At 62.7% G+C, this 26,138-nt stretch carries 28 protein-coding genes, 1 other RNA gene and 1 pseudogene; 16 read left to right on the top strand and 14 right to left on the bottom strand.

The features are described from left to right. Nucleotides 1-2 precede the first annotated feature (2 nt). Both P3T17_RS35960 and P3T17_RS35955 read left to right on the top strand, forming a co-directional pair. Nucleotides 3-140: pseudogene (locus P3T17_RS35960) on the top strand (amino acid ABC transporter permease); the annotation flags it as partial. After that, nucleotides 137-862, top strand: a complete 726-nt coding sequence (locus P3T17_RS35955) for an amino acid ABC transporter ATP-binding protein (protein WP_074262456.1) — start codon at nt 137-139, stop codon at nt 860-862. The pseudogene P3T17_RS35960 and the gene P3T17_RS35955, both read left to right, overlap by 4 nt. Before the next feature lie 42 nt (nt 863-904). Here the strand turns inward: P3T17_RS35955 and P3T17_RS35950 are convergent, their stop codons facing one another. Continuing rightward, the gene (locus P3T17_RS35950) at nt 905-1,840 is read right to left on the bottom strand and encodes a class II glutamine amidotransferase (RefSeq protein ID WP_429411687.1); all 936 of its coding nucleotides are present in this window, start codon (nt 1,838-1,840) and stop codon (nt 905-907) included. Between the two features lie 164 nt (nt 1,841-2,004). Between P3T17_RS35950 and pyrC the strand changes: the two genes are divergently transcribed. The 3 genes from pyrC (at nt 2,005) to rnpB (ending at nt 4,492) form a co-directional block, all read left to right on the top strand. Then, nucleotides 2,005-3,075, top strand: a complete 1,071-nt coding sequence (gene pyrC / locus P3T17_RS35945) for a dihydroorotase (protein ID WP_429411685.1) — start codon at nt 2,005-2,007, stop codon at nt 3,073-3,075. A 19-nt stretch (nt 3,076-3,094) separates the two neighbouring features. Continuing rightward, nucleotides 3,095-3,955: a DUF3025 domain-containing protein gene (locus tag P3T17_RS35940; protein WP_429411683.1), complete on the top strand. Its 861-nt coding sequence runs from the start codon at nt 3,095-3,097 to the stop codon at nt 3,953-3,955. A 125-nt stretch (nt 3,956-4,080) separates the two neighbouring features. After that, nucleotides 4,081-4,492: RNase P RNA component class A (gene rnpB, locus P3T17_RS35935), an RNA gene on the top strand. Between the two features lie 81 nt (nt 4,493-4,573). Here the strand turns inward: rnpB and P3T17_RS35930 are convergent. After that, on the bottom strand, nt 4,574-4,996 hold the full coding sequence (locus P3T17_RS35930; RefSeq protein WP_429411681.1) for an OsmC family protein: 423 nt from the start codon (nt 4,994-4,996) through the stop codon (nt 4,574-4,576). A gap of 602 nt (nt 4,997-5,598) precedes the next feature. Here P3T17_RS35930 and rplM point away from each other — a divergent pair. From rplM to erpA, 3 genes are all read left to right on the top strand, one after another. Further along, complete coding sequence (gene rplM, locus P3T17_RS35925) at nt 5,599-6,027, top strand: 50S ribosomal protein L13 (RefSeq protein ID WP_074262452.1); 429 nt, start codon at nt 5,599-5,601, stop codon at nt 6,025-6,027. Nucleotides 6,028-6,038: 11 nt separating this feature from the next. Beyond that, a complete protein-coding gene (gene rpsI / locus P3T17_RS35920) occupies nt 6,039-6,431 on the top strand; it encodes a 30S ribosomal protein S9 (protein WP_074262451.1) in 393 nt (130 codons plus the stop codon). Nucleotides 6,432-6,631: 200 nt separating this feature from the next. After that, a complete protein-coding gene (gene erpA / locus P3T17_RS35915) occupies nt 6,632-6,997 on the top strand; it encodes an iron-sulfur cluster insertion protein ErpA (RefSeq protein ID WP_074262450.1) in 366 nt (121 codons plus the stop codon). A gap of 85 nt (nt 6,998-7,082) precedes the next feature. On the opposite strand, the gene P3T17_RS35910 is transcribed toward erpA, so the two are convergent. Then, nucleotides 7,083-8,216: an anhydro-N-acetylmuramic acid kinase gene (locus P3T17_RS35910; protein WP_429411679.1), complete on the bottom strand. Its 1,134-nt coding sequence runs from the start codon at nt 8,214-8,216 to the stop codon at nt 7,083-7,085. 167 nt (nt 8,217-8,383) lie between these two features. On the opposite strand from P3T17_RS35910, the gene tyrS reads away from it, so the two are divergent. The 3 genes from tyrS to P3T17_RS35895 all read left to right on the top strand — a co-directional run bounded on the left by tyrS (nt 8,384) and on the right by P3T17_RS35895 (nt 10,863). Then, nucleotides 8,384-9,631 carry a tyrosine--tRNA ligase gene (gene tyrS / locus P3T17_RS35905; RefSeq protein ID WP_429411791.1) on the top strand — a complete coding sequence of 416 codons (1,248 nt, stop codon included), beginning with the start codon at nt 8,384-8,386 and terminating at the stop codon, nt 9,629-9,631. Between the two features lie 13 nt (nt 9,632-9,644). Beyond that, the gene (dtd, locus tag P3T17_RS35900) at nt 9,645-10,109 is read left to right on the top strand and encodes a D-aminoacyl-tRNA deacylase (RefSeq protein WP_074262448.1); all 465 of its coding nucleotides are present in this window, start codon (nt 9,645-9,647) and stop codon (nt 10,107-10,109) included. Between the two features lie 82 nt (nt 10,110-10,191). Then, a complete protein-coding gene (locus P3T17_RS35895; protein WP_074262447.1) occupies nt 10,192-10,863 on the top strand; it encodes a histidine phosphatase family protein in 672 nt (223 codons plus the stop codon). 167 nt (nt 10,864-11,030) lie between these two features. Here the strand turns inward: P3T17_RS35895 and ruvB are convergent, their stop codons facing one another. The 3 genes from ruvB to ruvC all read right to left on the bottom strand — a co-directional run bounded on the left by ruvB (nt 11,031) and on the right by ruvC (nt 13,520). Beyond that, a complete protein-coding gene (gene ruvB, locus P3T17_RS35890; protein WP_074262446.1) occupies nt 11,031-12,095 on the bottom strand; it encodes a Holliday junction branch migration DNA helicase RuvB in 1,065 nt (354 codons plus the stop codon). Between the two features lie 210 nt (nt 12,096-12,305). Further along, nucleotides 12,306-12,887 carry a Holliday junction branch migration protein RuvA gene (gene ruvA, locus P3T17_RS35885; protein ID WP_429286594.1) on the bottom strand — a complete coding sequence of 194 codons (582 nt, stop codon included), beginning with the start codon at nt 12,885-12,887 and terminating at the stop codon, nt 12,306-12,308. Nucleotides 12,888-12,977: 90 nt separating this feature from the next. After that, a complete protein-coding gene (ruvC, locus tag P3T17_RS35880) occupies nt 12,978-13,520 on the bottom strand; it encodes a crossover junction endodeoxyribonuclease RuvC (RefSeq protein WP_429411677.1) in 543 nt (180 codons plus the stop codon). A 159-nt stretch (nt 13,521-13,679) separates the two neighbouring features. Here ruvC and P3T17_RS35875 point away from each other — a divergent pair, with 159 nt between their 5' ends. Continuing rightward, nucleotides 13,680-13,919 (top strand): hypothetical protein, encoded by a 240-nt coding sequence (locus P3T17_RS35875; protein WP_074262443.1) that lies wholly within the window; start codon nt 13,680-13,682, stop codon nt 13,917-13,919. Nucleotides 13,920-14,077: 158 nt separating this feature from the next. On the opposite strand, the gene purH is transcribed toward P3T17_RS35875, so the two are convergent. From purH to P3T17_RS35850, 5 genes are all read right to left on the bottom strand, one after another. Continuing rightward, on the bottom strand, nt 14,078-15,643 hold the full coding sequence (purH, locus tag P3T17_RS35870; protein ID WP_429411675.1) for a bifunctional phosphoribosylaminoimidazolecarboxamide formyltransferase/IMP cyclohydrolase: 1,566 nt from the start codon (nt 15,641-15,643) through the stop codon (nt 14,078-14,080). Between the two features lie 57 nt (nt 15,644-15,700). Next, complete coding sequence (locus P3T17_RS35865; protein WP_007180440.1) at nt 15,701-15,934, bottom strand: Fis family transcriptional regulator; 234 nt, start codon at nt 15,932-15,934, stop codon at nt 15,701-15,703. Then, on the bottom strand, nt 15,931-16,995 hold the full coding sequence (gene dusB, locus P3T17_RS35860) for a tRNA dihydrouridine synthase DusB (RefSeq protein WP_429411673.1): 1,065 nt from the start codon (nt 16,993-16,995) through the stop codon (nt 15,931-15,933). The genes P3T17_RS35865 and dusB overlap by 4 nt, the downstream gene beginning before the upstream one ends. Before the next feature lie 245 nt (nt 16,996-17,240). Further along, nucleotides 17,241-18,488 carry a UbiH/UbiF/VisC/COQ6 family ubiquinone biosynthesis hydroxylase gene (locus tag P3T17_RS35855; protein ID WP_429411671.1) on the bottom strand — a complete coding sequence of 416 codons (1,248 nt, stop codon included), beginning with the start codon at nt 18,486-18,488 and terminating at the stop codon, nt 17,241-17,243. Nucleotides 18,489-18,507: 19 nt separating this feature from the next. After that, nucleotides 18,508-19,920: an aminopeptidase P N-terminal domain-containing protein gene (locus P3T17_RS35850; protein WP_429411669.1), complete on the bottom strand. Its 1,413-nt coding sequence runs from the start codon at nt 19,918-19,920 to the stop codon at nt 18,508-18,510. A gap of 198 nt (nt 19,921-20,118) precedes the next feature. On the opposite strand from P3T17_RS35850, the gene P3T17_RS35845 reads away from it, so the two are divergent. Beyond that, nucleotides 20,119-20,739, top strand: a complete 621-nt coding sequence (locus P3T17_RS35845) for a glutathione S-transferase C-terminal domain-containing protein (RefSeq protein WP_429411667.1) — start codon at nt 20,119-20,121, stop codon at nt 20,737-20,739. A 64-nt stretch (nt 20,740-20,803) separates the two neighbouring features. Here the strand turns inward: P3T17_RS35845 and P3T17_RS35840 are convergent, their stop codons facing one another. From P3T17_RS35840 to P3T17_RS35830, 3 genes are all read right to left on the bottom strand, one after another. Beyond that, on the bottom strand, nt 20,804-22,414 hold the full coding sequence (locus P3T17_RS35840; RefSeq protein ID WP_074262438.1) for an FMN-binding glutamate synthase family protein: 1,611 nt from the start codon (nt 22,412-22,414) through the stop codon (nt 20,804-20,806). 66 nt (nt 22,415-22,480) lie between these two features. Then, nucleotides 22,481-23,626, bottom strand: a complete 1,146-nt coding sequence (gene mnmA / locus P3T17_RS35835) for a tRNA 2-thiouridine(34) synthase MnmA (RefSeq protein WP_429411665.1) — start codon at nt 23,624-23,626, stop codon at nt 22,481-22,483. Next, nucleotides 23,623-24,171 carry an NUDIX hydrolase gene (locus P3T17_RS35830; RefSeq protein ID WP_429411663.1) on the bottom strand — a complete coding sequence of 183 codons (549 nt, stop codon included), beginning with the start codon at nt 24,169-24,171 and terminating at the stop codon, nt 23,623-23,625. The genes mnmA and P3T17_RS35830 overlap by 4 nt, the downstream gene beginning before the upstream one ends. A 187-nt stretch (nt 24,172-24,358) precedes the next feature. Between P3T17_RS35830 and P3T17_RS35825 the strand changes: the two genes are divergently transcribed. The 3 genes from P3T17_RS35825 to P3T17_RS35815 all read left to right on the top strand — a co-directional run. Continuing rightward, nucleotides 24,359-25,501, top strand: coding sequence for a Re/Si-specific NAD(P)(+) transhydrogenase subunit alpha (locus P3T17_RS35825; protein ID WP_429411661.1), 1,143 nt, complete (start codon nt 24,359-24,361; stop codon nt 25,499-25,501). Between the two features lie 12 nt (nt 25,502-25,513). Next, the gene (locus P3T17_RS35820; protein ID WP_074262435.1) at nt 25,514-25,843 is read left to right on the top strand and encodes an NAD(P) transhydrogenase subunit alpha; all 330 of its coding nucleotides are present in this window, start codon (nt 25,514-25,516) and stop codon (nt 25,841-25,843) included. Further along, nucleotides 25,840-26,138, top strand: a 299-nt coding sequence (locus P3T17_RS35815; RefSeq protein WP_429411659.1) for an NAD(P)(+) transhydrogenase (Re/Si-specific) subunit beta, incomplete at its 3' end; no start/stop codon positions are given. The genes P3T17_RS35820 and P3T17_RS35815, both read left to right, overlap by 4 nt.

Here is a 26,138-nt window from a genome sequence, read left to right as displayed (position 1 = left end):
TTTTCCTTACGAAGGCGAATATTGGCGACCGTGACGGCACGAATGTCGAAATGGTACTGTTCCCGGGTGCGCGTTATTCTGCGGTCCGTGGGACCGCGTCGAGCCTCGTCAAAGGTCTACAGAAAAAGGTTGCGAGATGATTTCTATCAAAGACGTTTCGAAGTGGTACGGTCAGTTCCAGGTACTGACCAACTGCTCGACGGAAGTCAAAAAGGGTGAAGTGGTGGTGGTGTGCGGCCCGTCGGGCTCGGGCAAGTCGACGCTGATCAAGACGGTCAACGGCCTCGAACCGTTCCAGAAAGGCGAGATCACCATTGACGGTCAATCGGTCGGCGACAAGAAGACCAATCTGTCGAAGCTGCGCGCGAAAGTCGGCATGGTGTTCCAGCATTTCGAACTGTTCCCGCATCTCTCGATCACAGAAAATCTGACGCTCGCGCAGATCAAGGTGCTGGGCCGCTCGAAGGACGAAGCGGCCGCGAAGGCGTTGAAGCTACTGGAGCGTGTCGGACTGCGCGCGCATGCGGACAAGTTTCCGGGGCAATTGTCGGGCGGTCAGCAGCAGCGTGTGGCGATTGCCCGCGCGCTCTCAATGGACCCGATCGCGATGTTGTTCGACGAACCCACCTCGGCGCTCGACCCCGAGATGATCAACGAAGTGCTCGACGTGATGGTCGAGCTTGCGCAGGAAGGCATGACGATGATGTGCGTCACGCACGAAATGGGCTTCGCCAAGAAGGTTGCGCACCGCGTGATCTTCATGGACAAGGGCTTGATCGTCGAAGACGATCGTAAGGAGGACTTCTTTGCTAATCCGAAGTCGGATCGGGCGAAGGATTTTCTGGCGAAGATCCTGCACTGATGCGCTGAGCGTGAGCGCCGGTTAAACGGCTGCTCGTTTGGTTCAGGACTCGAACGCTGCGGCGTCGTCCGCGGCTTCGAGGTCGAGCGTAACGGATTCGAGCGATGGCGTGGGATGGATGGACGCAGTCGCCATCGCGGCCGAAGCCGACGCATCCAGCGCCGGATTGCGCAGCTTCTCGAGCACACACAGCGGTACCGGCACATTCACGCGGCCCACGACTTCGCCGTGCTGGAACATCAGCAGATCGCCGGGCTTGAACGCGGTCCACACTTCGTTGTCGGTCAGTGGCGCGGTGGCGATGACCGCGACGCGGTCTTCCGGCGTGGTGTACTTGGCGAAATCGATCGACACGTCCGCGTCGACCAGATGCGCGGTTGAGAACGGCCAGCGGCGCACGATGTAGTGCAGGTTGGTCGAGCAATGCGCGAACAACGCCTGTCCGTTGGACATCAAAAAGTTAAATACCCCGAACTGTGTAATCTCGCGCGTAAGCGTGCCGAGCGCTTCAAACAGTTCGTTGAGCGGAGGCTGGGTGCTCGGGAAAGCCTTACGCAATCCTTGCAGCAACGCGCAGAAGGCGAGTTCGCTGTCGGTGGTGCCGACCGGCTGGTAGACACCGGTCAGAAACGGCGAATAGTTATTCAGGTCGCCGTTGTGCGCGAAGATCCAGTGACGGCCCCACAGTTCGCGCATGAACGGGTGGCAGTTCTCCAGCTGGATATGGCCTTGCGTCGCTTTGCGAATATGCGCGATGGTGTTCTTCGATTTGATCGGGTAGCGCTTGACCATCTCGGCGATCGGCGAGGTGGCCGACGATTGATGGTCGATGAAGAGCCGGCAAGCCTTGTCTTCGAAGAAGGCGATGCCCCAGCCGTCCGCGTGATGATCCGTGACGCCGCCGCGCGCGGCAAAGCCGGTGAACGAGAACGTAACGTCCGTCGGCGCGGCGCAGTTCATTCCGAGGAGTTGGCACATAGTACTGAAGCGGAGCGTCTTAACGGGGTGAACCGTTACAATGATGATTTCCAAGCATATCACCGAGCCAGGCGCGTCAAATAGCTAAATTGATCTATGTATAGGCCGTAACTTGCGGTTTGTTCACGTCAATCCTGTTGCGCCGGGCAGGTCAACTTCACGCCATGACTGCCTCCTTAGCCTCTTCCGCTTCCCCCGATTCCCTGACGCTCGCCCGTCCCGACGACTGGCATCTGCATGTGCGCGACGGCGCCATGCTGGCAGCGGTCCTGCCGCACACCGCACGCCAGTTCGGCCGCGCGATCATCATGCCGAACCTGAAGCCGCCCGTGACGACCACGGCGATGGCGCAGGCCTATCGCGAGCGCATCGTCGCGGCAATTCCGGCCGGCGTGAAGTTCGAGCCGCTAATGACGCTGTACCTCACCGACAACACTCCGCCCGACGAGATTCGCCGCGCGCGTGAAAGCGGCTTCGTGCATGGTGTGAAGCTGTATCCGGCGGGTGCTACAACGAATTCGGATGCGGGCGTGACAGACATCATGAAGTGCGCGAAGACGCTCGAAGTCATGCAGGAAACCGGCATGCCGCTGCTGGTGCATGGCGAAGTGACGGATTCGTCGATTGATCTGTTTGACCGCGAGAAGGTGTTTATCGACCGGGTGATGACGCCGCTGCGCCGTGCGTTTCCGGCGCTGAAGGTGGTGTTCGAGCACATCACGACGAAAGACGCGGTGGACTACATCCGCGAGGCTGGCGTGGCGCCGGGGCTGCTGGGTGCGACGATTACCGCGCATCATCTGCTGTACAACCGCAACGCGATCTTCCAGGGCGGTATTCGTCCGCATTACTACTGTCTGCCGGTGCTCAAGCGTGAGACGCATCGCGTGGCGCTGGTTGAGGCGGCCACGTCGGGTAATCCGCGCTTTTTCCTCGGCACGGATAGCGCGCCGCATCCGAAGGGGCTGAAGGAACATGCGTGCGGCTGTGCTGGATGCTATACGGCGCTGCATGCGCTTGAGCTGTATGCGGAAGCGTTCGATCAGGTTGGCGCGCTTGATAAGCTGGAAGGATTTGCGAGCTTTTTCGGCGCGGATTTCTACGGTTTGCCGCATGCCGGCGAGAAGGTCACGCTGCGCCGTGAACAATGGACGTTGCCGGCTGAGGTGGCGGTTGGCGATACGCCGGTTGTGCCGTTGCGTGGTGGGGAGCCGATTGGTTGGCGGTTGATTTAAGGCTGGGGTGGGGACGGTGGTGACCGCACCCGCATCTGCACGCGCCGGTGCCAACGAGGCTGCGCAAGCCCGCAAACCGGGCTTCGCCGATATCGACTGGTCGCTGCCGTGGTTCGCTCAGTTTGCCGGACGTGGCGTGCGCTGGCAGCAGGCAGCGTTGATGAGCTACGCCGCGCTGCTCGCGGAAATGAATGTCGATGCGCAGCAGTCCGGCCAGACCACGGGCCGCGGTCAACGGCTCGCGTTCATCGCCCAGGACGACCTACCACCGGGCGCAGCTTACGAGGCGCATATCGCTTCGACCGGCTGCGTGCCGACTCGCCATAATCTGCATGATTTTTTCAACGCGTCGGTCTGGTTTGCGTTTCCACGGATCAAGGCGGCGCTGAACACGCGGCAGTCCACAGCGATAGATTCGCTGGGCGTCGGTCCGACGCGTGGTGGCGTGCGGGACGCGCTGACCTTGTTCGACGAGAACGCGCTGTTGTTCGCATGCGCCGACCCGGCGCTGAGCAGCGCACTGCGCGGCTTCGACTGGTCAACGTTATTGGTCGCCAACCGCACAGCGTGGAGCACGCGTTGCGAGGTGCGTTGCTTTGGCCACGCGCTGCTGGAGAAACTGATCGCGCCATATAAGGCGTGTACCGGTCACACATGGATTGTCGACGTCCCGGCCGAGTATTTCTCCTGGCCGAGGGCATCGCGTGATGCGTGGCTCGACGAGGCGATTAGCACTGCTCTGTTGTCCACCGAGGAACTGACGAGCCGTCTGTTCGCGCCGCTTCCGGTGCTGGGTATCCCCGGCTGGTGGCCCGAAAACGAAGTGCCATCTTTCTATGACGATCCCGCTGTGTTTCGCACGGGGCGCCGGGTCCGGTAACCCAAAAAACCGCACGATCATCGATCCAGGCCGCGCTCAATCGGCTTCCTGCATGTCGAAATCGCCGCACGTCTGCTTCATCCGCTCAAAGCCGTCGCCACCACTAATGTTAAAATCCCGCCAGCAAAGCAGGCTAGGCAGTCGCGGCCTCTGCGGCTTCGGCCAACGAGGGCGAGGAAAGTCCGGACTCCATAGGGCAGGGTGATGGCTAACGGCCATCCGTGGCAACACGCGGAACAGGGCAACAGAAAGCAAACCGCCGATGGCCCGGCGCAAGCCGGGATCAGGTAAGGGTGAAACGGTGCGGTAAGAGCGCACCGCGGCTGCTGCGAGGCAGACCGGCACGGTAACCTCCACCCGGAGCAATTCCAAGTAGGCAGGCTAGCATCTTCGAGATGCAGGATGGGGCCCCCGTCACGTCTGCGGGTAGGAAGCTTGAGCGCGCCAGTAATGGCGCGTCTAGAGGAATGACTGCCACGCGCGCGGCGCTTCGGCGCGGCGTGTGCACAGAATCCGGCTTATCGGCCTGCTTTGCCGCTGACTAGAAAAATGCCGGTATCCGTGAGGATGCCGGCATTTCCTTTTGGTGCTCTTCGGTGCTTTGCGTTGTCGCCCGATTCAGCCCACGACGATATCGAACGAGTGCGTCAGTTCAGCAGTCTTGGCGATCATGATCGACGCTGAGCAGTACTTGTCGTGCGACAGGTTGATCGCCCGTTCGACGGTGGCCGGATTCAGGTTCTTGCCGGTCACGGTGAAGTGAAAGTGGACCTTCGTGAACACCTTCGGATCTTCGCTGGCTCGCTCGGCTTTCAAGGTCACCGAGCATCCGGCGATTTCCTGGCGGCTCTTCTTCAGGATCATCACCACGTCGTACGCGGTGCAACCGCCGGTGCCGAGCAGCACCATTTCCATGGGCCGCGGGGCCAGATTGCGGCCGCCACCTTCGGGCGCGCCGTCCATGGCGACGAGGTGGCCGCTACCCGTTTCGGCGGCGAACGCCATGCCGTCCTGCCCCATCCAGCTTACTTTGCATTCCATCCCTGTACCCCAGCTCGCATAACTTGTATTCGAAATGCCATTGTAGCCCGAGGCCTGCGCGTTCGCCCGAGGGCACTCGGGCACGCCTTTATGCTCGTTGGCACCTTGTGTGCTGCGGTGCGGCATGGTTTGGCGGTCGGGGATTGCCCTGATCCGGTTAGGGGTTTTACTCTACTTTTTCACACCGGAAACCGCGCCAGATTGAGGCTATATATTTGATCTTAAAGAAGATTGCAGGCCGGTTGAGAGGTCTTGGTGACAACCACATTATGAAATCGCATTTCGCAATGCAAATATTCTTGCGTCGCACAAGGTCGGCTCATATAATCGTTTTCATTGGTTGCCGCAGTCAGACAACCTCCGCATGTCTCCTCCACCCTCCTCCTTTGGTGGATTAAACCCGAACCGCTCGTTCGGGTTTTTTTTCGCCTGCTCGCCGGTCGCCTCAAATTTTGACCTGAGGCCGGAATTTCCTTTATAATCCAAGGCTTTTCCGCATTCGTGCCCGCGGAGGAAGAACAGGGAGAGCCTGCACGCGCCTCGATGCGCACATTACAAGCAGGAAAAAAACACTGGGCGCAGCAATTATTTTTGGATCGATCATGAAGACATTTTCCGCAAAAGCCCATGAGGTTACGCGCGAATGGTACGTGATTGACGCGACGGATAAGGTTCTCGGGCGTGTCGCCAGCGAAGTGGCACACCGTCTTCGCGGCAAACACAAGCCAGAATTCACTCCGCACGTCGACACCGGTGATTTCATCATCGTTATCAACGCCGGCAAGCTCCGTGTGACGGGCAACAAGTCCACGGACAAGAAGTACTACCGTCACTCGGGTTACCCGGGCGGTATTTATGAAACGACGTTCGGCAAGATGCAGGAACGCTTCCCGGGCCGTGCGCTCGAGAAAGCGGTCAAAGGCATGCTGCCGAAGGGCCCGCTCGGCTACGCGATGATCAAGAAGCTGAAGGTCTACGCTGAAGCAACGCATCCGCATTCGGCACAACAGCCGAAAGCGCTCGAGATCTAAGGGGAGCCCACATGATCGGTAACTGGAATTACGGCACGGGCCGCCGCAAGAGCGCCACTGCACGTGTGTTCATCAAGGCAGGCAAGGGCGACATCGTTGTCAACGGCAAGCCCATCGCTGAGTATTTCTCGCGCGAAACGTCGCTGATGATCGTGCGTCAGCCGCTGGAACTCACGAACCACGCTGTCACGTTCGACATCAAGGTCAACGTGTCGGGTGGCGGTGAAACGGGTCAAGCCGGTGCGGTTCGCCACGGCATCACCCGCGCGCTGATGGACTATGACGCAACGCTGAAGCCGGAACTGTCGAAGGCTGGCTTCGTTACGCGTGACGCTCGTGAAGTCGAACGTAAGAAGGTCGGCTTCCACAAGGCACGTCGCAGGAAGCAATTCTCGAAGCGTTAATCGCTTCGGTGTGCTCTGGCCTTCGGGCCGGGTCACTGCAAAAGCCGCCGGCGCGTTTGCGTTGGCGGCTTTTTTCGTATCTGGGCGTCATGCGGGGGCGATCGCTGCGCCTCGGAGAGAACCCATTGATTTTGTGGGCTTCGGCACGATATTGAGATCAGCCCTACAATAGCGGTTAGAAGCTTTTTTGGAGAGTTCGAATGAACGCAGTCACCGACACCCCTGTGACCGAGATGCCTAGCCCCTTCGTTTTTACCGACGCAGCGGCTGACAAGGTCAAGCAGCTGATCGACGAAGAAGGCAACCCGGAGCTGAAACTGCGCGTATTCGTGCAGGGTGGCGGCTGCTCGGGCTTCCAGTATGGTTTTACGTTCGACGAAGCCGTCAACGAAGACGACACCGTGATGAACAAGAGCGGCGTCCAGTTGCTGATCGACTCGATGAGCTACCAGTATCTGGTTGGCGCTGAGATCGACTACAAGGACGATATCAACGGCGCCCAGTTCGTGATCAAGAACCCGAACGCCACGACTACCTGCGGTTGCGGTTCGTCGTTCTCGGTCTAAACGATCGAAAATTGCACTGGCGGTACGCGAAAACGGGGCTTTTAAGCCCCGTTTTTATTTGCGTGCCCGCTTTCCGGTAGAGCCCTCAGCGCGGATAAATCGCGCCCAGTACCCGCTCGCCCGCAGCGCCCGTGACGGCCGCCAGGTTGCCCGGCTCGCGGGCCACGCAGCGCATCGCCAGCCACGCGAACGCCAGTGGTTCGACCTGGTGGGGCGGCACGCCGAGCGCCTCGGTGGTCAGAACGGGCACGCCGCTCACGCCGGTTTCCTCCAGTGCGCCTTGAATCGCCTTCATCAAGACCGGGTTGCGTGCGCCTCCGCCGCAGACGTAGACCGCGCGGACATCCGACGCATGCCGCTCGATCTCCCGCGCCACCGTAATAGCCGTCAGCGCAACGAGTGTGGCCTGCACGTCGGCGGGTGCGACGCCTGCGAAGCCCTGCAGTTTGGCGTCGAGCCACGCGGGGTTGAACAGATCGCGGCCGGTGCTTTTGGGCGGCTTTTGCTCGAAGAACGGTTCGTCGAGCAGCGCATGCAGTAACGGCCGGTGTACCTGTCCGCTTGCTGCAAAATGCCCGTTTTCGTCGTAAGGCTTGCCCACGTACCGTTGCGCCCACTCGTCGAGCAGCGCATTCGCCGGCCCGCAGTCGAAACCGCGCACACTGCCGGCAGCGTTGAGGATCGTGATGTTGCTGATCCCGCCCAGGTTGCAGACCACGCGCGTTTCGCCCGGCGCCCCGAACACCGTTGCGTGAAAGGCCGGCACCAGGGGTGCGCCTTGACCGCCTGCGGCGACATCGCGGCTGCGAAAGTCAGCGATAACGTCGATGCGGGCCATTTCCGCCAGCAACGCCGGATTATTGATCTGGCGTGTATAGCCCTTTTCGGGACGATGCCGCACGGTCTGACCATGTACGCCGATCGCCCGCACGTCCGCGGCAGACAGATTGCCCGCGCGCAGCAATTCATGGCAGCAGACCGTGTACCGTGTGGCAAGCGCATTGGCCGCCAGCGCCTCGCGTTCGATCTCGTTCTCTCCCGGGTGCTGCAGACCGAACAGTGCCTGACGCAGGCTCTCCGCGAAGCCGACAAACGCCTCTGCAAGCACGACCGGCGGCTTGCCTTTGGCGAATTCGACGGCGATGCCATCCACGCCGTCCATGCTGGTACCCGACATCAGTCCGAGATAGACGCCGTCCGCCGTACTCTCTTGCGCCACGTTGCTGCTCCTGTCAGTTGTTGATTGCGAACCGTCTTCGCAGATTAGCAGCGCTCGCGCCGGTGAGGTAGTCCTGGTGACGGCGGTGGAGCCGGATGACCGCTTCCCGGCCGCGCGGCGGCGCGCATCTATGGGACAATCTCCCTTTTGCGACCTCCCGTTCCAGCATGAGCACCGAGTCCACCCCCAAGCCCACTCCCGCCTTCCCGATCACCGACGAAGTCCGCCACGCGCTAGCCGTTACCAAGCGCGGCGTCGATGAGTTGCTGATCGAGGAAGAATTCGCACAGAAGCTCGCGAAGAGCGCGGCCACCGGCACGCCGCTGCGCATCAAGCTCGGTCTTGACCCGACGGCGCCCGATATCCACATCGGCCATACCGTCGTGCTGAACAAGATGCGCCAGTTGCAGGATCTCGGGCATACGGTGATCTTCCTGATCGGCGATTTCACCTCGCTGATCGGCGACCCGTCGGGCCGCAACGCCACGCGTCCACCGCTCACGCGCGAGCAGATCGAGTCCAATGCCAGGACCTACTTCGAGCAGGCCGCGCTGGTGCTGGATCGCGAGAAGACCGAAATTCGCTACAACAGCGAATGGTCGATGCCGCTCGGCGCCGATGGCATGATCAAGCTGGCGTCGCGCTACACGGTCGCGCGCATTCTCGAGCGCGAAGACTTCACCAAGCGATATCAGGGCGGCCAGCCGATCTCGATTCATGAATTCCTCTATCCGTTGATGCAGGGTTACGACTCGGTCGCGCTCAATGCCGACCTCGAACTCGGTGGCACCGACCAGAAATTCAACCTGCTGGTGGGTCGCGAGCTGCAGAAGCAGTACGGCCAGGAACAGCAGTGCATCCTGACCATGCCGCTGCTCGAAGGGCTTGATGGCGTCGAGAAGATGTCGAAGTCGAAGCACAACTACATCGGTATCAGCGAAAAGCCGACCGATATGTTCGGCAAGCTGATGAGCATTTCGGACGACCTGATGTGGCGTTACTTCGAACTGCTGTCGTTCCGCCCGATGGACGAGATCGCCGGCTTCAGGAAGGAAATCGAAGGCGGGCGCAATCCACGTGACTTCAAGGTGATGCTCGGGCAAGAGATCGTTGCGCGTTTCCATTCGCAGGCTGACGCTGAGCGCGCGCTCGAAGATTTCAATCATCGCGCGAAGGGCGGTGTGCCTGACGATATTCCGGTCGTCACGCTAGCGGGTGCACCGCTTGCGATTGGCCAACTGCTGAAGCAGGCAAACCTGGTGCCGTCGACCAGCGAGGCGCTGCGCAACATCGAGCAGGGCGGGGTGAAGATCGATGGCGCCACGGTGTCGGACAAGGGCCTCAAGGTCGAAGCGGGCGAGTATGTCGTGCAGGTTGGCAAGCGTCGTTTTGCGCGCGTCACGCTGACGGCGTGATGGAGCACCGCTCATGATCGGGCTGATTCAGCGGGTCCGGCGCGCGGAAGTGCGGGTCGGCGAACGTGTCACGGGCGCCATCGAGGCTGGCCTGCTGGCGCTGGTATGCGCCGAGCGCGGCGACACCGAAGCCGCGGCCGACCGCTTGCTCGCCAAGATGCTCGGCTATCGCGTGTTTAGCGATGCGGCCGGCAAAATGAATCTCTCCGTGCAGAATATCGACGGCGCAGGCCGCGCTGGGGGCCTGCTGCTGGTGTCGCAATTCACTCTGGCAGCGGACACGAACAGCGGCCTGCGTCCGAGCTTCACGCCGGCCGCGCCGCCTGACGAGGGCAAACGTCTGTTCGACTACTTCGTGGCAGCGGCACGCGCGAAGCATCCGATTGTCGGGACTGGCGAATTCGGCGCGGAGATGCAGGTTTCGCTCGTCAACGACGGGCCGGTGACGTTCTGGCTGCAGACGCACGCCTCAACCTGACCTAACCCTTCGCACGGCTCTGAGCCGGTTTTGCGACAATAGCGTCTTGGCACAACCGGCTAGCGACGCCCACTCCCATCTCATGTCCACACAGATTCTTTTCATCCGGCACGGCGAGACCGAATGGAACCGCGCCAAGCGGATTCAGGGGTTCATTGATATTCCGCTGGCGACGAGCGGTCTCGAGCAGGCCGAGCGTCTTGCGCACCGCCTCGCAGACGAAGCGCAGCAAGGTGCCCGGCTGGATGCAATCTATTCGAGCGACCTGCAGCGCGCGCAGCAGACCGCGCAGCCTATCGCGCATGTCCTCGGCTTGCCGCTGCAACTGCGCGAAGGTTTGCGCGAGCGCTCTTACGGCGCGTTCCAGGGCTATGACCGCGACGAAATCGCCGAACGCTATCCGGATGAATACGAGCGCTGGCAAAGCCGCGACGCGGGCTTTGCACCGCCGGAGGGTGAATCGATGCGAACGTTCTACCATCGCGTCATGGATGCGATTGCGCCGATCGTCGCCGCGCATCCCGGCGGCCGTGTTGCGTGCGTGGCGCACGGCGGCGTGCTGGATTGCGTCTACCGGTTCGCGCGTGACCTGTCGCTGGAAGTGCCGCGTGACTATGCGTTGCTCAATACGAGCGTCAATGTGGTGGACTTCGACGGCGGCAAGGCGACGGTGAAATCGTGGGCTGACGTGTCGCATCTGGACGCGCCGAGTGAGGACGACACGTTACGCAAGATTGTTACGCCGGGGCTTTGATGGAGACTGCGCGGAAGCGGGAGTGAGGACGTTAAGCGTTCAGCGGCGCGTTTGGAAACCGCGTACAACGGTGCCCTGTCCTGCAACGACTAGCCTCACTGGTTAGGCCTTGGGTGTTGACCTGGTCGCATGTCCTCGTCGGACCCTCCGACCATACGTTCGCTCACTCAGGGTGCGCCCGAATCCCACAGATCCCGCACCGGGCTGGAAGAATCCGGCGCGGCGAGACCGAAGTGACGATACGTTAGCAGCGTAGCGACGCGGCCACGCGGCGTACGCTGCAAAAAGCCCTGCTGGATCAGATACGGCTCCAGCACGTCTTCAATTGTGTCGCGTTCTTCACCGATTGCCGCAGCCAGATTGTCGACGCCCACCGGGCCGCCATCGAATTTGTGCAGAATCGCCTCGAGCAGTTTGCGGTCCATCAGATCGAAGCCGACCGGGTCCACATCCAGCATCTTGAGCGCGGCGTCGGCCACGCTGGCGGTGATGTTGCCGTCCGCCTTGACCTCGGCAAAGTCGCGCACGCGGCGCAGCAGACGGTTGGCGATACGCGGTGTGCCTCGGGCGCGCTTCGCGATCTCGAACGCGCCGTCCGGATGAATCTGCGCCTGCAGTAGCGACGCCGAGCGCGTGACGATGCGCGCCAGTTCCTCGGCGTTGTAAAACTCGAGCCGCGAGACGATGCCGAAGCGGTCCCGCAACGGATTGGTCAGCATGCCGGCGCGTGTGGTGGCGCCAACCAGCGTGAAGGGCTGCAGGTCGAGCTTCACGCTGCGAGCGGCCGGCCCTTCGCCGATCATGATGTCGATCTGATAATCCTCGAGTGCCGGGTACAGGATTTCCTCGACGACAGGCGAGAGCCGGTGGATTTCGTCGATGAACAGGACGTCGTTCTTTTCGAGGTTGGTGAGCAGCGCAGCGAGGTCACCCGCGCGCTCGAGCACTGGCCCGGACGTTTGCCGCAGATTGACACCCATTTCCCGCGCAATGATGTGCGCGAGCGTGGTTTTGCCCAGACCCGGCGGCCCGAACAGCAGCACGTGGTCGAGCGATTCGGAGCGGCGGCGGGCGGCCTCGATGAAGATTTCGAGCTGGCCGCGCACCTTTTCCTGCCCGACGTACTCGTCGAGCTGACGCGGACGCAACGCCCGCTCGAACGCTTCTTCGTTCGGCGATACGGGCGTGGCAGCGATGATGCGCTCAGCGGCGAGTTTGTCGGTTTCGATCATGTTTGCATTGTACCGCGTGGTGCTCGCCGCCGAAGCTGGCCGAATGGCCAGGGTGCGCTTTGGGCCGTAGCGTGCGATGCTTTAAGCCGTCGCACGCAAGACGTTTCGCTGCGGCGGCTCAAGCGTTATGGGCCAAGCCTTGGCAGCATGGAGCGGCCTTCGAGCGGCCTTCAAGCGACCTTTGAGCAGCCTCGGCCGCGGCGATTCCCGTCAACCCTTCGAGAGCGCCTTCAATGCAAGCTTGATGCCCTCGGACACGCCGGTGCCGGCGGGCACGTTCTTGACCGCTGCCAAGGCTTCTTTCTCGGAGTAACCCAATGCGAGCAATGCGTTCAGGATATCGGAAGCGTGGTCGGACGCCGACACCGTTCCAGCCATCGAGCCGAGGTCGGCCCCGAGCTTGCCCTTCAGTTCCAGCAGCAGCCGCTCGGCGGTTTTCTTGCCGATGCCGGGCACGCGCGTGAGGCGCGCCGCATCCTGTAGCGTGACGGTCTGCGCCAGTTCGTGCACGCTCATGCCGGAGAGCACGGCGAGCGCCATCCGGGCGCCGATGCCGGTGATCTTCAGCAGCTCACGGAAAGTGGCGCGTTCCTCGGCGGTGCCGAAGCCGTACAGCAGATGAGCGTCTTCGCGCACGATCATCTGCGTGAGCAGGACCACCCGTTCGCCGGTGGAGGGCAGGTTGTAAAACGTGCTCATCGGCACGTCGACTTCGTAGCCCACGCCATTGCAGTCGACGAGCAGGTGTGGCGGGTTTTTTTCCAGCAGGACGCCGGCAATGCGACCGATCATGGCGGATTCAATCGTGAGAGAAAGGGCGAGTGTAGCGCAGGGAGCGGGCAGAGCGAACGGCGGGACTCAGCGGGGCGGGCCTAACCACGCCTAACCCACCAGACGCCCACGCCGCACCCTCAGGCCCTTCTTCGCCAGCGAGGGCGCAATACCGCCCAGCGTGGTAAGCGTGCTGCCGCCATGCGCATGGCAGATCGCCATTCCGAGCGCGTCGGCGGCGTCTGTCCCCGGCACGCCGGAGAGGCTCAGCAGACGCACCACCATCTGCTGCATCTGCTCCTTGGTCGCGCGGCCATAGCCCACCACTGCCTGCTTCAACTGCAGTGCGGTGTACTCGGCCACTGGCACACCGCCAGCAACCAGCCCGCAGATGGCAGCGCCACGCGCCTGGCCGAGCAGGAGCGTGGATTGCGGGTTGACGTTGACGAACACCTTTTCGATCGCGGATTGATCGGGGGCGTGCTGACGGATCAGCGTCGAAATACCTTCGAAAATCGTGCCCAGACGCGACGGCAGGTCGGCGTCAGCCGTCTTGATGACGCCGCTTGCCACATAAGTGAGCTTGTGACCGTTCTGGTCGATTACGCCGAAGCCGGTCACACGCAAGCCGGGGTCGATGCCGAGAATTCTCATGAGATACGCTGTGAACCAGGTGCTTGCGATACTACAACGAACCGGCGGCCAGGCGGCGTTCGCGAGTTGTGGAGACGGGAATAAATAGGCTCGCTGGATTGTCCGCAACGTGGCAAGCTGAACAAAGGGCGAGATTCGCAGCAACCGGGACGTGCAAACGTGGAACGCTATCGGAATCTAAGCGGTGACTCAGGCGTCGAGGCCTACGCGCTCGGTGAGGGCTGCATCGCGGTTCGCTTCAGGACCGGGGTGATCTATTGGTACACCGAGGCGAGCGTCGGGCCGGATCATGTGGCCGAGATGACGCGATTAGCTTGCAATGGCAAAGGGCTCAGCACGTACATCAGCACGCACCCCGACGTGAGTGCCGGTTACGCCAGGAAGAACCCGGACGACTAGGATCGGGCGGCGCGCCTTGACGCAGAAAATTGCGCGTAATAAACAAAACGGCCCGGCAGAAAATCTGCCGGGCCATTCTTTTTCAAGCCATCGAGCCTAACGTAACGCGCCAGCTTCAGAACCGCCGCGTAACCCCCGCTAGCCCACGCGCAAATCAATCAGTGCCGGAAGTGCCGCACACCCGTCAACACCATCGCGATGTTGTGCTCGTCGGCCGCTGCGACCACTTCATCATCGCGCATCGAACCGCCCGGCTGGATCACCGCGGTCGCGCCTGCTGCGACTACCACGTCGAGGCCGTCGCGAAACGGGAAGAACGCATCCGACGCCACGGCGGAACCCGCCAGCGTCAAACCCGCGTTCTGTGCCTTGATACTCGCAATCCGTGCCGAGTCCACGCGGCTCATCTGGCCCGCGCCGACACCGAGCGTCATGCCGTTGCCACAGAACACGATTGCGTTCGACTTCACGTACTTCGCCACACGCCACGCGAACAGCAGATCGTCCATTTCCTTCGGCGTCGGATGACGCTTCGTGACGACGCGCAGCTCATGCGGCTGCACATTGTGCGAATCGAGCGATTGCACCAGTAGACCACCACCGACGCGCTTCAGGTCGAACGCGTTATGACCATCGCCGAGAGCGATCTCCAGCAGACGAACATTCTTCTTCGCCTCGAACACCTGACGCGCGGCCACGCTGAACGAAGGCGCAATCAGCACTTCGACAAACTGCTTGGCCACGGCCTGCGCCGTTGCTTCGTCCACTTCACGGTTAAAGGCGATGATGCCGCCAAACGCCGAGGTCGGATCGGTCTGCAGCGCCTTTGCATACGCTTCATTCGCATCCGCGCCCACGGCGACGCCACACGGATTCGCGTGCTTGACGATCACGCAGGCCGGCACGTCGAACGTCTTCACGCATTCCCACGCCGCGTCGGAATCGGCGATGTTGTTATACGAGAGTTCCTTGCCTTGCAACTGTTCATAGTTTGCCAACGCACCGGCCGGCACCGACAGATCACGATAGAACGCGGCGCTCTGATGCGGGTTTTCGCCGTAGCGCAGATCCTGCACCTTGTCGAACGCCAGATTGAACGTAGCCGGATAGGTGTTGCGCGAGGAATGTTGCAGCTCTTCGGTCAGGCTCGTCAGATAGTTCGTGATCGCGCCGTCGTACTGCGCGGTGTGCGCGAACACTTTTGTCGCGAGACGGAAGTTGGTTTTGTAGCCCACCGCATTGCCGTTCGCACGCATCTCTTCAAGCACCACCGCGTAATCCGCCGGGTCGACCACCACTGTCACATCACGGTGATTCTTCGCCGCCGAGCGCAACATGGTCGGGCCGCCGATATCGATGTTCTCGATCGCGTCTTCCAGCGAGCACTCTTCCTTCGCCACCGTCTGCACGAACGGATACAGATTCACGACCAGCAGATCGATTGTCGGAATGCCGTGCTTTTCAAGTGCGGCCATGTGTTCCGGCAGGTCGCGCCGCGCGAGGATGCCGCCATGCACCTTCGGATGCAGCGTTTTCACGCGCCCGTCGAGCATTTCCGGGAAGCCCGTGTAGTCGGCCACTTCGGTAACGGGCAAACCCGCATCTGCGAGCAGTTTCGCGGTGCCGCCGGTGGACAGGATCTTGACGCCGAGGTCCGACAGCGATTTGGCGAAATCGACGATGCCGGACTTGTCGGAAACGGAGATGAGCGCTTGCTTGATCATGATGAAGAATGAGAAGCCGAAGGGGAGGTGGCAGGGGCGTCAGGAAACTACAATGCGCTACAGCAGACCATGCTGTTGCAGCTTCTTGCGCAGCGTATTGCGGTTAATGCCGAGATACTCGGCGGCCAGCGACTGATTGCCGCCGGCCTGCTCGAGCACCACCTCGAGCAACGGTTTTTCGACACACGAAATAACCATGTCGTAGACGTCGTGCGGATTGGAGCCGTCGAGGTCCTGGAAGTACATTCCCAGGCTGTCGCGGACTGATTGTTCGATATTGTTCTTGCTCATGCTGCTAGTCGGTCGGATTGGTCCGGCTCGCCGTTCGGGTTGACATCCTCTTCCACGTAGACGAGGCGGTCGGAGAACGCCTTTTGGGCGTCGAAGAACTCGTTGACGGCGAGCAGTTGTTCGCGCGTCGTGTCCAGCGTATTCATGCGGTGGCGGAACACATTGGCGCCAGAAAGGCCGCGAGTGTACCAGCCGATGTGCTTGCGTGCCGTGCGCACGCCTGTAAATTCGCCGTAGAACGCGTAGTGATCTTCGAGATGCTCGTTCATGACCTGCTGGATCTCGTCGATGCGCGGCGGCGGCAACAGCTCGCCGGTTTGCAGGAAATGCCCGATCTCGCGAAACAGCCACGGACGGCCCTGCGCCGCGCGGCCGATCATGATCGCGTCCGCGCCGGTAGCGGCGAGCACCTGGCGCGCCTTATGCGGCGAAGTGATGTCGCCGTTGGCGACCACCGGGATGCGCACCGCGGCCTTCACGGCGGCGATGGTTTCGTATTCAGCGTCGCCGTGGTACAGGTCCGCGCGCGTGCGGCCGTGCACGGTCAGCATGGAAATGCCGGCGTCTTCGGCCAGATGCGCCACACTCAACGCGTTCTTGTTGTCGCGATTCCAGCCGGTGCGGATTTTCAGCGTGACGGGCACCGCGTCGGGACCCACGCCAACCGCGCCGACCACCGCCTCGACGATGCGCTGCACGAGCGGTTCGTTCTGCAGCAACGCGGAGCCGGCCGCCACATTGCACACCTTCTTGGCCGGACAGCCCATGTTGATGTCGATGATCTGCGCGCCGTTGGCGACGTTATAGCGAGCCGCCTCCGCCATCATGTCCGGATCGGCGCCGGCGATCTGTACGGCGATCGGCTCGACCTCGCCCGTGTGGTTCGCGCGGCGCATGGTTTTTTCGCTTTTCCACAACTGCGCGTTCGATGCGACCATTTCCGACACGGCATAGCCCGCGCCCAGCCGCTTGCAGAGCTGACGGAACGGCCGGTCGGTCACACCCGCCATGGGGGCGACGAACAGGTTGTTGCGCAGATTGTGGGAGCCGAGAGTGGGCATGACAGGGGCGCAGCCGCGGCACATCGAATCGATGAGAAACGGTCGCAGATCACGAGGGAAAACGGCTATTTTAGCGTTAACGGATTCCCGCCACCGGACTTGAGACGCTCCTAAGCCATTAAATCTTCTATGAAAGTGCCTAGGTTCATAGACCCGCGGAACGCGAATCACCGCAAGCGGGCAGCGGGGCGCGCCGATGCACTGGCCCGGCGCACGATCTCCGCGCGATGCGATTCCTGAGCCGTCTAGCGGCGCTGTCCGAACATCATTTGGCGTGCCAGTGCGGTCTTGACCGGCGGCACGAATTCGAGCGCCGTCAGCGCGAGCCCGCGCAGCGTGCCGAGAGCCGGGAGGTCGACCGTGAAGAGGCGCGCGAGCGTATCGGTGGAGCGGATCGTCAGACGCCGGTCGAGCGCGCGGCGCTGGGCGAACAACGCTAGTGCGAGCGGTGTCGCACCGTGTTGCGAGAGCGCGTCGGTGAGGGCGTGGGCGTCGCGCAGCCCGAGGTTGAGCCCCTGGCCCGCTACCGGATGCAACGTCTGCGCTGCATTGCCGATCGCCGCGATCCGGCCCTTGACCAACGTATCGAGCGCGTTCAGGCCGAGCGGGAACGAAGCGCGGCCTTTGATCTGAGTGAAGCGTCCCATCCGGTCGCCAAACGCGCTGCCGAGTTCGCGCAGAAACGCATCGTCGGGTAATTGCGCGCGGCGCGCGGCTTCCTCCGGGGCGCAGCACCAGACCAACGCGTAGTCGGCATCGCGCGCGCCGCCGGTCGGCAGCAGCGCAATCGGTCCCTGATCGGTGAAACGTTCCCACGCGACATGCGGGCGTGGCCTCGATACCGTGACCGTGCCGACGAGCGCCGTCTGACCGTAATCACGCGTGCCGCCGGTGCCGCCGCGTTTCTGTTGCTCATGAAACAGCCCACCTTCGGCGTTCACCAGAATACGGGTGCGCAGCGTGCGTGCGCCGTGTTCGGTTTCTACCGGCAGCGTCACGCCGTCTTCTTCCTGAACCGGCGTCTGGGCGGAGGTGGACTGGAACCAGTGCACGGAAGTCGGCCGCACTGCCTCAGCGAGCGACTGCACGATCGAGCCATAGCGCAGCACATACCCAAGCGCGGGCAAGCCATGCTCGGTGTGGTCGATCAGCGTACGGCCGAAATGTCCGCGCTGCGATACATGGATGTGGTGAATCGCGGTCGCGTCCGAGGGCCAGCGCAGCGGCTCCAGAATCATCCGGCTGCCTTGCGACACGGCGATTGCGCGTGGATCGCGCAAAGCGTCTTCCGGCTTGCGTGCGTCGATCAGCGCGATCGACAGTCCCTGGGTCGCACTGCGCCGCGCGAGCCAACCGGCCAACGCGAGCCCGACCGGCCCCGCGCCGACGATGGTCACGTCGAAATCGAACGACGCTTCAGCAGAATCTGCGCCGCCAGTGGCGTCTTGTGAGCCGGCTTGCACAACGCCGGCCGGTTGAGAAGCGTCGTTCATGAGCGATCGGTCGGTCCGTTCAAACCGCGCGCGTGGCGCTGGCTGTTGCCTGCGCTTCCCGCATCAGCGCTTCGATCTCGTCGGCCTTGACCGGCACGTCGCGCGTCAACAGTTCGCAGCCGTTCGGCGTGACGACAGCGTCGTCTTCGATGCGGATGCCGATATGCCAGTAACGCTCGGGGACGTTTTCCGTCGGGCGAATATAGAGACCCGGTTCGATCGTCAACGCCATCGACGGATGCAACGTGCGCGACGGCAGCGCGCCTTGTGCATCGCGCGGTGCGCCGCGTTCGCGATAGTCGCCGCAGTCGTGCACGTCCATGCCGATCCAGTGGCTGGTGCGGTGCATGTAGAAGGGCGCGTAGGCGCGCTCCACGATCACATCGTCGACGGACGAGAAGAGCCCCCGGTCGACGATGCCCGTATCGAGCAGGCCCTGCGACAACGCGCGCAGCGCGGCGTTATGCGGGTCGTCGAAGGCGGCGCCAGGCCGGGTGGCGGCGACGGCGGCTTCCTGGGCGGCGAGCACGATGTCGTACAGCTCGCGCTGCGCCGGCGTAAAGCGGCCGTTCGCCGGGAACGTGCGCGTAATATCGGAAGCGTAGCCGTCGAGCTCGCAGGCGGCGTCGATCAGGATCAGGTCGCCGTCGCGGGCAATCGTGTTGCCGGCTGCGTAATGCAGCACACAGGCATTGCCGCCCGCTGCGACGATCGAGCCGTATGCCGGCCCTTGTGCACCGTGTTTGCGGAATGTGTACAGCAGTTCGGCTTCGAGTTCGTACTCACGCACGCCTGCAAAAGACGCGGCCATCGCGCGGCGATGCGCCTGCGCCGAGATCTGGCCGGCACGACGCATGATCGACAGTTCGTGGCTGTCCTTGAAGAGCCGCATCTCGTCGAGCAGCGGCAGCAGGTCATGCGCGGCAGCCGGAGCGGCGACGCCGCTGCGGGCTTTGCCACGCACCGCGTCGAGCCAGCGGCGGACCTTTTCGTCCAGATCCGCCGAGCTGCCGAGCGCGTAGTGCAGCGCGGGCTTGTCGGCGAGGATCAGCGGCATCTGGCTTTCGATATCTTCGACTGCAAACGCCGCGTCGAAGCCGAACGCCTCGCGCGCGGCCTCGGGGCCGAAGCGGAAGCCGTCCCAGATCTCGCGCTCTTCGTTCTTGGCCCGGCAGAACAGGATCGAAGCCGGTCCGCTCCCGCCTGCGCTGGCGTCGAGCACGAGCAGACCCTGCGGCTCGGTAAAGCCGGTCAGGTAGTAGAAGTAGCTGTCGTGCCGGTACGGATAATCGGCGTCCCGGTTGCGCACCACCTCCGGTGCGGTGGGGACGATGGCGACGCCGCCGCCTGCCGCGCGCAGCGCAGCGAGCACGCGCTCGCGGCGCTTGCGGTAAACGTCGATGGCGAGAGTGGGTTCGTTCGGCTGGTTCATAGCGAGATTGTAGCGCCCAATTGAGCCAGGATTGCGGCGCGCACCCCCTGGCCATTTGGCCGGATAGACGTCCGGCGCGGCACACGGCAATGTTGCAATCCGTCCACAGGTCCGGCCGCCGCCAGTCCAGAAGATGGGAGCGGCCGTCTGTATCGCGGTCAACCAACGTATACTTCCGCCCAATTCCAGAAAAGGCAAATGGTGATGATGAAACTCATCGGTTCGCTCGGCAGTCCGTTTGTCCGCAAGGCACGGATCGTGTTCGCCGAAAAGAAGATCGACTACAAGCTGGTGCTCGAAAACGTCTGGGCGCCGGATACCAGCATCCATGCCTTCAATCCGATCGGCAAGGTGCCGTGCCTCGTGATGGACGACGACGAGGCGGTATTCGACTCGCGCGTGATCTGCGAGTACGCGGATACGCTGTCGCCGGTCGGCAAGCTGATTCCGCCGTCGGGCCGGGAGCGTGTCGAGGTGCGCTGCTGGGAAGCGCTTGCGGACGGCGTCATGGATGCCGCCGTGCTGATCCGGCTCGAGGGCACGCTACGGGCGGAGGAACACCGTTCGGAGGCGTGGCTCGCGCGCCAGCAACGCAAGATCGACGACGGGCTGGTGGCGATGTCGCAAGGGCTGGGTAGCAACCCGTGGTGTGCGGGTAGTCGCTACACGCTGGCGGATATCGCCATGGGCTGCGCGCTCGGCTACCTCGATTTCCGCATGCCGGCGCTCAACTGGCGCGAGGCCTATCCGAATCTCGACAAACACTTCCAGAAGCTGTCGCAGCGGCAGTCGTTTATCGATACGTTTCCGGCGGACTGATCTCGCTGCGCAGGCGTGACGCACGACGGCTTCGCCGCCTTCGTCCGCAGGTTCGTTGCAGGTATCAGGTCGCCGCGAGCTCGATCTTTGGCGCGAACGAGTCGGCGCTTGCCACCGGCCACCACTTCTCGTAGATCGAGTAGCGGTGGTTGCCGTTCAGCAGATCATTCGGCTCGAGATACTTCAGCAGATCCGACATCAGGCTCACCTCATGCGACGACACTCGCCGCACGATGTGATGCGCACGCAGTTCCGCCGGATGCTTGAGACCCGCCGCCTGAATGATCTCCTGCAGCGCGTGCAAGGTGTTGTGATGGAAGTTGAAGACGCGGTCGGACTTGTCCGGCACCACGAGCGCGCGCTGGCGCACCTGGTCCTGGGTGGCCACGCCGGTCGGGCAACGCCCCGTGTGACAGGTCTGCGCCTGGATGCAGCCGACCGCGAACATGAAGCCGCGCGCCGAGTTGACCCAGTCGGCGCCGATCGCGAGGGTTTTGGTGATATCGAAAGCGGTGATCATCTTGCCGCTCGCGCCAATGCGAATCCGCGTCCGCAGGCCGATGCCTACCAGCGTGTTATGCACCAGCAGCAGGCCTTCCTGCAGCGGCACGCCGACGTGATCGGTGAACTCCAGCGGCGCCGCGCCGGTGCCGCCTTCCGCGCCGTCGACGACGATGAAGTCCGGCAGGATGCCCGTCTCCAGCATCGCCTTGGCGATGCCGAAGAACTCCCACGGGTGGCCGATACACAGCTTGAAACCGGTCGGTTTGCCGCCTGAGAGATTGCGCAGACGTTCGACGAATTCGAGCAGGCCGCGCGGCGTGGAAAACTCGGAGTGGGTCGCGGGCGAGATGCAGTCGCGGCCCATCGGCACACCACGCGTTTCGGCAATCTCCGGCGTGATCTTGGCGGCCGGCAGCACACCGCCGTGGCCCGGCTTCGCCCCCTGCGAGAGCTTCACCTCGATCATCTTCACCTGCGGCTCGTGCGCCTGTTTCGCGAACTTGTCGGCGTTGAAGCTGCCGTCGTCGTTGCGGCATCCGAAGTAGCCCGAAGCGATTTCCCAGATGATGTCGCCGCCGTGCTCGCGGTGATATTTCGACATCGAACCTTCGCCGGTGTCGTGCGCGAAGTTGCCCTTCTTGGCGCCGAGATTGAGCGCCATGATTGCGTTAGCCGAGAGCGAGCCGAAGCTCATCGCCGACACGTTGAAAATCGACATCGAGTAGGGCTGCTTGCGATCCGGGCCCACGACGATGCGGAAGTCGTGGCCGTCGAGTTTGGTCGGCGCGAGCGAGTGGCTAATCCATTCGTGCGCGACCGCCTTCACGTCGAGCTCGGTGCCGTATGGACGGCTGTCGACGTCGTTCTTGGCGCGCTGATAGACGATGCTTCGCTGCGCGCGCGAGAACGGCCTTTCCTCGGTATCGTCCTCGACGAAATACTGGCGGATCTCAGGCCGGACGAATTCGAACATGAAACGGAAATGGCCCCACAACGGATAGTTGCGCAGGATCGCGTGGCGCTCCTGGGTCAGATCGAACAGGCCGAGCGCGACCAGCAGCACGGGAATGATGATCCAGAACCACGACAGGTGTTGTGTCGCGGCCAGCGCCGCGCACGCGACGAGCAGGGCAACTGCACACCACATGGCCAGGTAGCGTCGAGAAAACATGGGGACTCCGTTGCAGAGAGCGGTTGACCGCTGATTGTTATCTTGCTGCGCCGCTGAGCGCGCCCCTTACCGCGCGGTCAGCAGTGCAGCGCTTTGAGGTTGCCGCACGGCCGGCTGTGCAGTTGCTGCGTGTTCGATGATGCCACCGCCAAGACAGATTTCGCCATCGTAGAGCACTGCCGATTGCCCTGGTGTGACAGCCCACTGCGCGTCTTCGAAATTCAGCGCGAAGTGGCCGTCTGCCTCGCCCGAGGTGCTGAATGTGCAGGCTGCGTCGGCCTGGCGGTAGCGCGTTTTCGCGCCGCACGCGAAGTCTTCGGTGGGCGGATGGCCCGCCACCCAACTGGTATTGCCGGCACTCAGAGAATGGCTCAGCAGCCACGAGTGATCGTGGCCCTGCGCGACGTAGAGCGTGTTCGACGGAATATCCTTGCCCGCCACGAACCACGGCTCGCCGCTGCCTTCCTTGCTGCCGCCCAGACCGATACCCTTGCGCTGGCCGAAGGTGTAGAACGCGAGGCCGATATGCTCGCCAACCACCTTGCCGTCGGTGGTCTTCATGGGCCCTGGTTTGGTCGGCAGATAGCGGTTCAGAAAATCGCGGAATGGCCGCTCGCCAATGAAGCAGATGCCGGTCGAATCCTTCTTCTTCGCATTCGGCAAACCGATCTGCTCGGCGATCTCACGCACCTTCGTCTTGGGGATTTCGCCGAGCGGAAACATCGTCTTCGACAACTGCGCCTGATTCAGGCGATGCAGGAAGTACGACTGATCTTTCGTGTGGTCGAACGCCTTTAGCAGTTCAAAGCGGCCTTCGACTTCGCGCACGCGGGCATAGTGGCCAGTCGCGATGGTTTCCGCGCCAAGCGTCATGGCGTGATCGAGGAAGGCCTTGAACTTGATCTCGGCGTTGCACAGCACGTCCGGATTCGGCGTGCGGCCGGCCGAGTATTCGCGCAGGAATTCGGCGAAAACTCGGTCCTTGTATTCGGCGGCGAAGTTGACCGCCTCGACGTCGATGCCAATCAGATCGGCCACCGAAACGACGTCGATCCAGTCCTGCCGGGTCGAGCAGTACTCGCCGTCGTCATCGTCTTCCCAGTTCTTCATGAAAAGACCGACGACGTCGTAACCTTGCTCTTTGAGCAGCCATGCGGTGACCGACGAATCGACGCCGCCCGACATGCCTACTACGACTTTCTGCTTGCTCATGGGTTGCCTGACTTGCTTGATCGGGTGGGCCCGACCGAATGCGTATGCACGAAGTCGAGCGGGAAACGCCGGCCTGCGAGGTAATCGTCGATACAGCGCATCACGAGCGGGGTGCGATGCCGCTCGGGGCACGCGCGCAACTCGTCGGCGCTCATCCACAGCGTGCGGACGATATCGGGATCGAGCGCGCGGTTGGGATCGGCCGCCCCGGCACTGCCGCAATAAGTGAAGCGCAGATAAGTGGCGCCAGTCGCGCTGCCGTCCGTATTCCCACCGCCCGCCTCCTGCACAGCGGCGGCAGGGGCGGGCCGCCCGAAATGCGCCATATAGACGCCTACCAGCGCCTCGGGCCTGAACAGATGCGCGGATTCTTCGAGCGTTTCGCGCACGGCCGCTTCGACGAGCGTTTCGCCCGCCTCCAGATGGCCGGCGGGCTGGTTCAGACGCAGCCCGTCGTCCGTATGTTCCTCGACGAGGAGGAAGCGTCCGTCGCGCTCGACGATGGCGGCCACGGTGACGTGCGCAGCCCAGGTTTCCGGATTCATGGGGCGGTATTTTACCGTCTATGACGGCTGGCTGCCCGGAAGCGGTCGGCTGCCCCCCGGATTGTCCCTGATTTCGGGGAACCCCCCGGTTTCGGTTACAGTGGCGTCGTTGCCGTTGCAAGTTCAAGCCGGCGTGCCTCGTCGGCAGCTCTGTCGTAACAACAGGAAGGCCGAGGAGGATTCAACGATGCACATCGGAGTGCCAGCCGAGACGCGAGCGCATGAAACACGCGTTGCCGCCACCCCCGAGACGGTCAAGAAATACGTATCGCAGGGCCACCGGGTCACGATCCAAAGCGGCGCCGGAACTGGCGCCAGCTTTCCTGACGAGGCTTTCAGCGCGGTGGGCGCGGAGATCGTCGATGCAGTCACCGCCTTCGGCGCCGATCTCGTCCTCAAGGTCCAATCCCCGACTGAGACCGAGCTGCCGCATCTGAAACGCGGCGCGGTGCTGGTGGGCATGCTCGATCCTTTCAATGCCGACAACGCGGCGAAGCTCGGAACGGCTGGCGTGACAGCCTTTGCGCTGGAAGCCGCGCCGCGCACGACCCGTGCGCAGAGCCTCGACGTGCTGTCGTCGCAAGCCAACATTGCCGGCTACAAGGCCGTGCTGCTCGCCGCCGATCTCTACCCCCGCTTCATGCCGATGCTGATGACGGCCGCAGGCACGGTGAAAGCGGCGCGCGTACTGATTCTCGGCGCCGGCGTGGCGGGTCTGCAGGCGATCGCGACTGCCAAGCGCCTGGGCGCCGTGATCGAAGCCTCGGACGTGCGTCCGGCGGTGAAAGAGCAGATCGAATCGCTCGGCGCCAAGTTTCTCGACGTGCCGTATGAGACCGACGAGGAGCGCGAGGCCGCACAGGGCGTGGGCGGTTATGCTCGGCCCATGCCGCCGAGCTGGCTCCAACGCCAGGGCGCTCTCGTCCACGAACGCGCCAAGCAGGCCGATATCGTCATCACGACCGCGCTGATCCCCGGCCGTCCTGCACCGACGCTGATCTCGGTCGAAACCGTGCAGGCCATGAAACCCGGTTCCGTGCTGATCGACCTGGCCGCTGGCCGTGGCCCCGAGTACGAAGGCCAGCGCGGCGGCAACTGTCCGCTCACCGTAGCGGACAAGATCGTGACCAGAAACGGCGTGCAGATCGTCGGCTTCACGAACCTGGCCTCGATGGTGGCCGCCGACGCCTCCTCGCTCTACGCACGCAACCTGCTCGACTTCCTGAAGCTGATCATCAACAAGGAAGGCGCACTCAACATCGATCTCGCGGACGACATCGTCGCGGCCACGCTGCTGGCCCGTGACGGCGAAGTCACGCGCAAGGCATAACTGGAGCCCGCGATGGAAGTCATCAACCATACGGTCATCAACCTGATCATCTTCATCCTGGCGATCTACGTGGGCTACCACGTGGTCTGGAACGTCACCCCGGCACTGCATACGCCGCTGATGGCCGTGACCAACGCGATTTCCGCGATCGTCATTGTGGGCGCGATGCTTGCGGCCGGCCTGACGGTGGGCGGCACAGGCAAGTTCTTCGGGACCCTGGCGGTCGGGCTGGCAGCGGTCAACGTGTTCGGCGGCTTCCTCGTCACCAGGCGAATGCTGGAGATGTTCAAGAAGAAAGAGCCGAAGAAGCTCCCCGCAGCGGCAAAGGAGAAGGCGCAATGAGTCTGAACGTCGTCACGCTGCTTTATCTGGTTGCTTCGGTCTGCTTCATTCAGGCGCTCAAAGGGCTCTCGAATCCGAAGACCGCGCGCATCGGCAATACGTTCGGTATGGCCGGGATGGCGATCGCGATCCTTACCACCATCGCGTTGATCCTCAAGCAAGCGGCTGGACTCGGCTCGAATCTCGGACTGGGCCTCGGGCTGCTGTTTGCGGCGCTGGTGGTAGGCGGCGCGATCGGAGCGTTCGTCGCCGCGCGCGTCGAGATGACCAAGATGCCTGAACTGGTCGCCGCCAT

The organism is Paraburkholderia sp. GAS82 (assembly GCF_050436285.1).
GTDB classification, from domain to species: Bacteria; Pseudomonadota; Gammaproteobacteria; order Burkholderiales; family Burkholderiaceae; genus Paraburkholderia; species Paraburkholderia phenazinium_B.
This window is presented reverse-complemented; position numbering and strand designations above follow the sequence as displayed.

What these genes read in the sequence shown, in the direction of transcription:
- dusB (WP_429411673.1), bottom strand. Translation starts at nt 16,995, where the DNA reads ATGCCCACTCTCGGCTCCCACAATCTGCGCAACAACCTGTTCGTCGCC.
- mnmA (WP_429411665.1), bottom strand. Translation starts at nt 23,626, where the DNA reads ATGAGCAAGCAGAAAGTCGTAGTAGGCATGTCGGGCGGCGTCGATTCG.
- P3T17_RS35845 (WP_429411667.1), top strand. Translation starts at nt 20,119, where the DNA reads ATGGTGATGATGAAACTCATCGGTTCGCTCGGCAGTCCGTTTGTCCGC.
- ruvB (WP_074262446.1), bottom strand. Translation starts at nt 12,095, where the DNA reads ATGATCGAAACCGACAAACTCGCCGCTGAGCGCATCATCGCTGCCACG.
- P3T17_RS35820 (WP_074262435.1), top strand. Translation starts at nt 25,514, where the DNA reads ATGGAAGTCATCAACCATACGGTCATCAACCTGATCATCTTCATCCTG.
- rpsI (WP_074262451.1), top strand. Translation starts at nt 6,039, where the DNA reads ATGATCGGTAACTGGAATTACGGCACGGGCCGCCGCAAGAGCGCCACT.
- P3T17_RS35855 (WP_429411671.1), bottom strand. Translation starts at nt 18,488, where the DNA reads ATGAACGACGCTTCTCAACCGGCCGGCGTTGTGCAAGCCGGCTCACAA.
- P3T17_RS35930 (WP_429411681.1), bottom strand. Translation starts at nt 4,996, where the DNA reads ATGGAATGCAAAGTAAGCTGGATGGGGCAGGACGGCATGGCGTTCGCC.
- P3T17_RS35825 (WP_429411661.1), top strand. Translation starts at nt 24,359, where the DNA reads ATGCACATCGGAGTGCCAGCCGAGACGCGAGCGCATGAAACACGCGTT.
- dtd (WP_074262448.1), top strand. Translation starts at nt 9,645, where the DNA reads ATGATCGGGCTGATTCAGCGGGTCCGGCGCGCGGAAGTGCGGGTCGGC.
- ruvC (WP_429411677.1), bottom strand. Translation starts at nt 13,520, where the DNA reads ATGAGAATTCTCGGCATCGACCCCGGCTTGCGTGTGACCGGCTTCGGC.
- purH (WP_429411675.1), bottom strand. Translation starts at nt 15,643, where the DNA reads ATGATCAAGCAAGCGCTCATCTCCGTTTCCGACAAGTCCGGCATCGTC.
- ruvA (WP_429286594.1), bottom strand. Translation starts at nt 12,887, where the DNA reads ATGATCGGTCGCATTGCCGGCGTCCTGCTGGAAAAAAACCCGCCACAC.
- erpA (WP_074262450.1), top strand. Translation starts at nt 6,632, where the DNA reads ATGAACGCAGTCACCGACACCCCTGTGACCGAGATGCCTAGCCCCTTC.
- P3T17_RS35955 (WP_074262456.1), top strand. Translation starts at nt 137, where the DNA reads ATGATTTCTATCAAAGACGTTTCGAAGTGGTACGGTCAGTTCCAGGTA.
- P3T17_RS35950 (WP_429411687.1), bottom strand. Translation starts at nt 1,840, where the DNA reads ATGTGCCAACTCCTCGGAATGAACTGCGCCGCGCCGACGGACGTTACG.
- pyrC (WP_429411685.1), top strand. Translation starts at nt 2,005, where the DNA reads ATGACTGCCTCCTTAGCCTCTTCCGCTTCCCCCGATTCCCTGACGCTC.
- P3T17_RS35850 (WP_429411669.1), bottom strand. Translation starts at nt 19,920, where the DNA reads ATGAACCAGCCGAACGAACCCACTCTCGCCATCGACGTTTACCGCAAG.
- tyrS (WP_429411791.1), top strand. Translation starts at nt 8,384, where the DNA reads ATGAGCACCGAGTCCACCCCCAAGCCCACTCCCGCCTTCCCGATCACC.
- P3T17_RS35895 (WP_074262447.1), top strand. Translation starts at nt 10,192, where the DNA reads ATGTCCACACAGATTCTTTTCATCCGGCACGGCGAGACCGAATGGAAC.
- P3T17_RS35830 (WP_429411663.1), bottom strand. Translation starts at nt 24,171, where the DNA reads ATGAATCCGGAAACCTGGGCTGCGCACGTCACCGTGGCCGCCATCGTC.
- P3T17_RS35865 (WP_007180440.1), bottom strand. Translation starts at nt 15,934, where the DNA reads ATGAGCAAGAACAATATCGAACAATCAGTCCGCGACAGCCTGGGAATG.
- rplM (WP_074262452.1), top strand. Translation starts at nt 5,599, where the DNA reads ATGAAGACATTTTCCGCAAAAGCCCATGAGGTTACGCGCGAATGGTAC.
- P3T17_RS35840 (WP_074262438.1), bottom strand. Translation starts at nt 22,414, where the DNA reads ATGTTTTCTCGACGCTACCTGGCCATGTGGTGTGCAGTTGCCCTGCTC.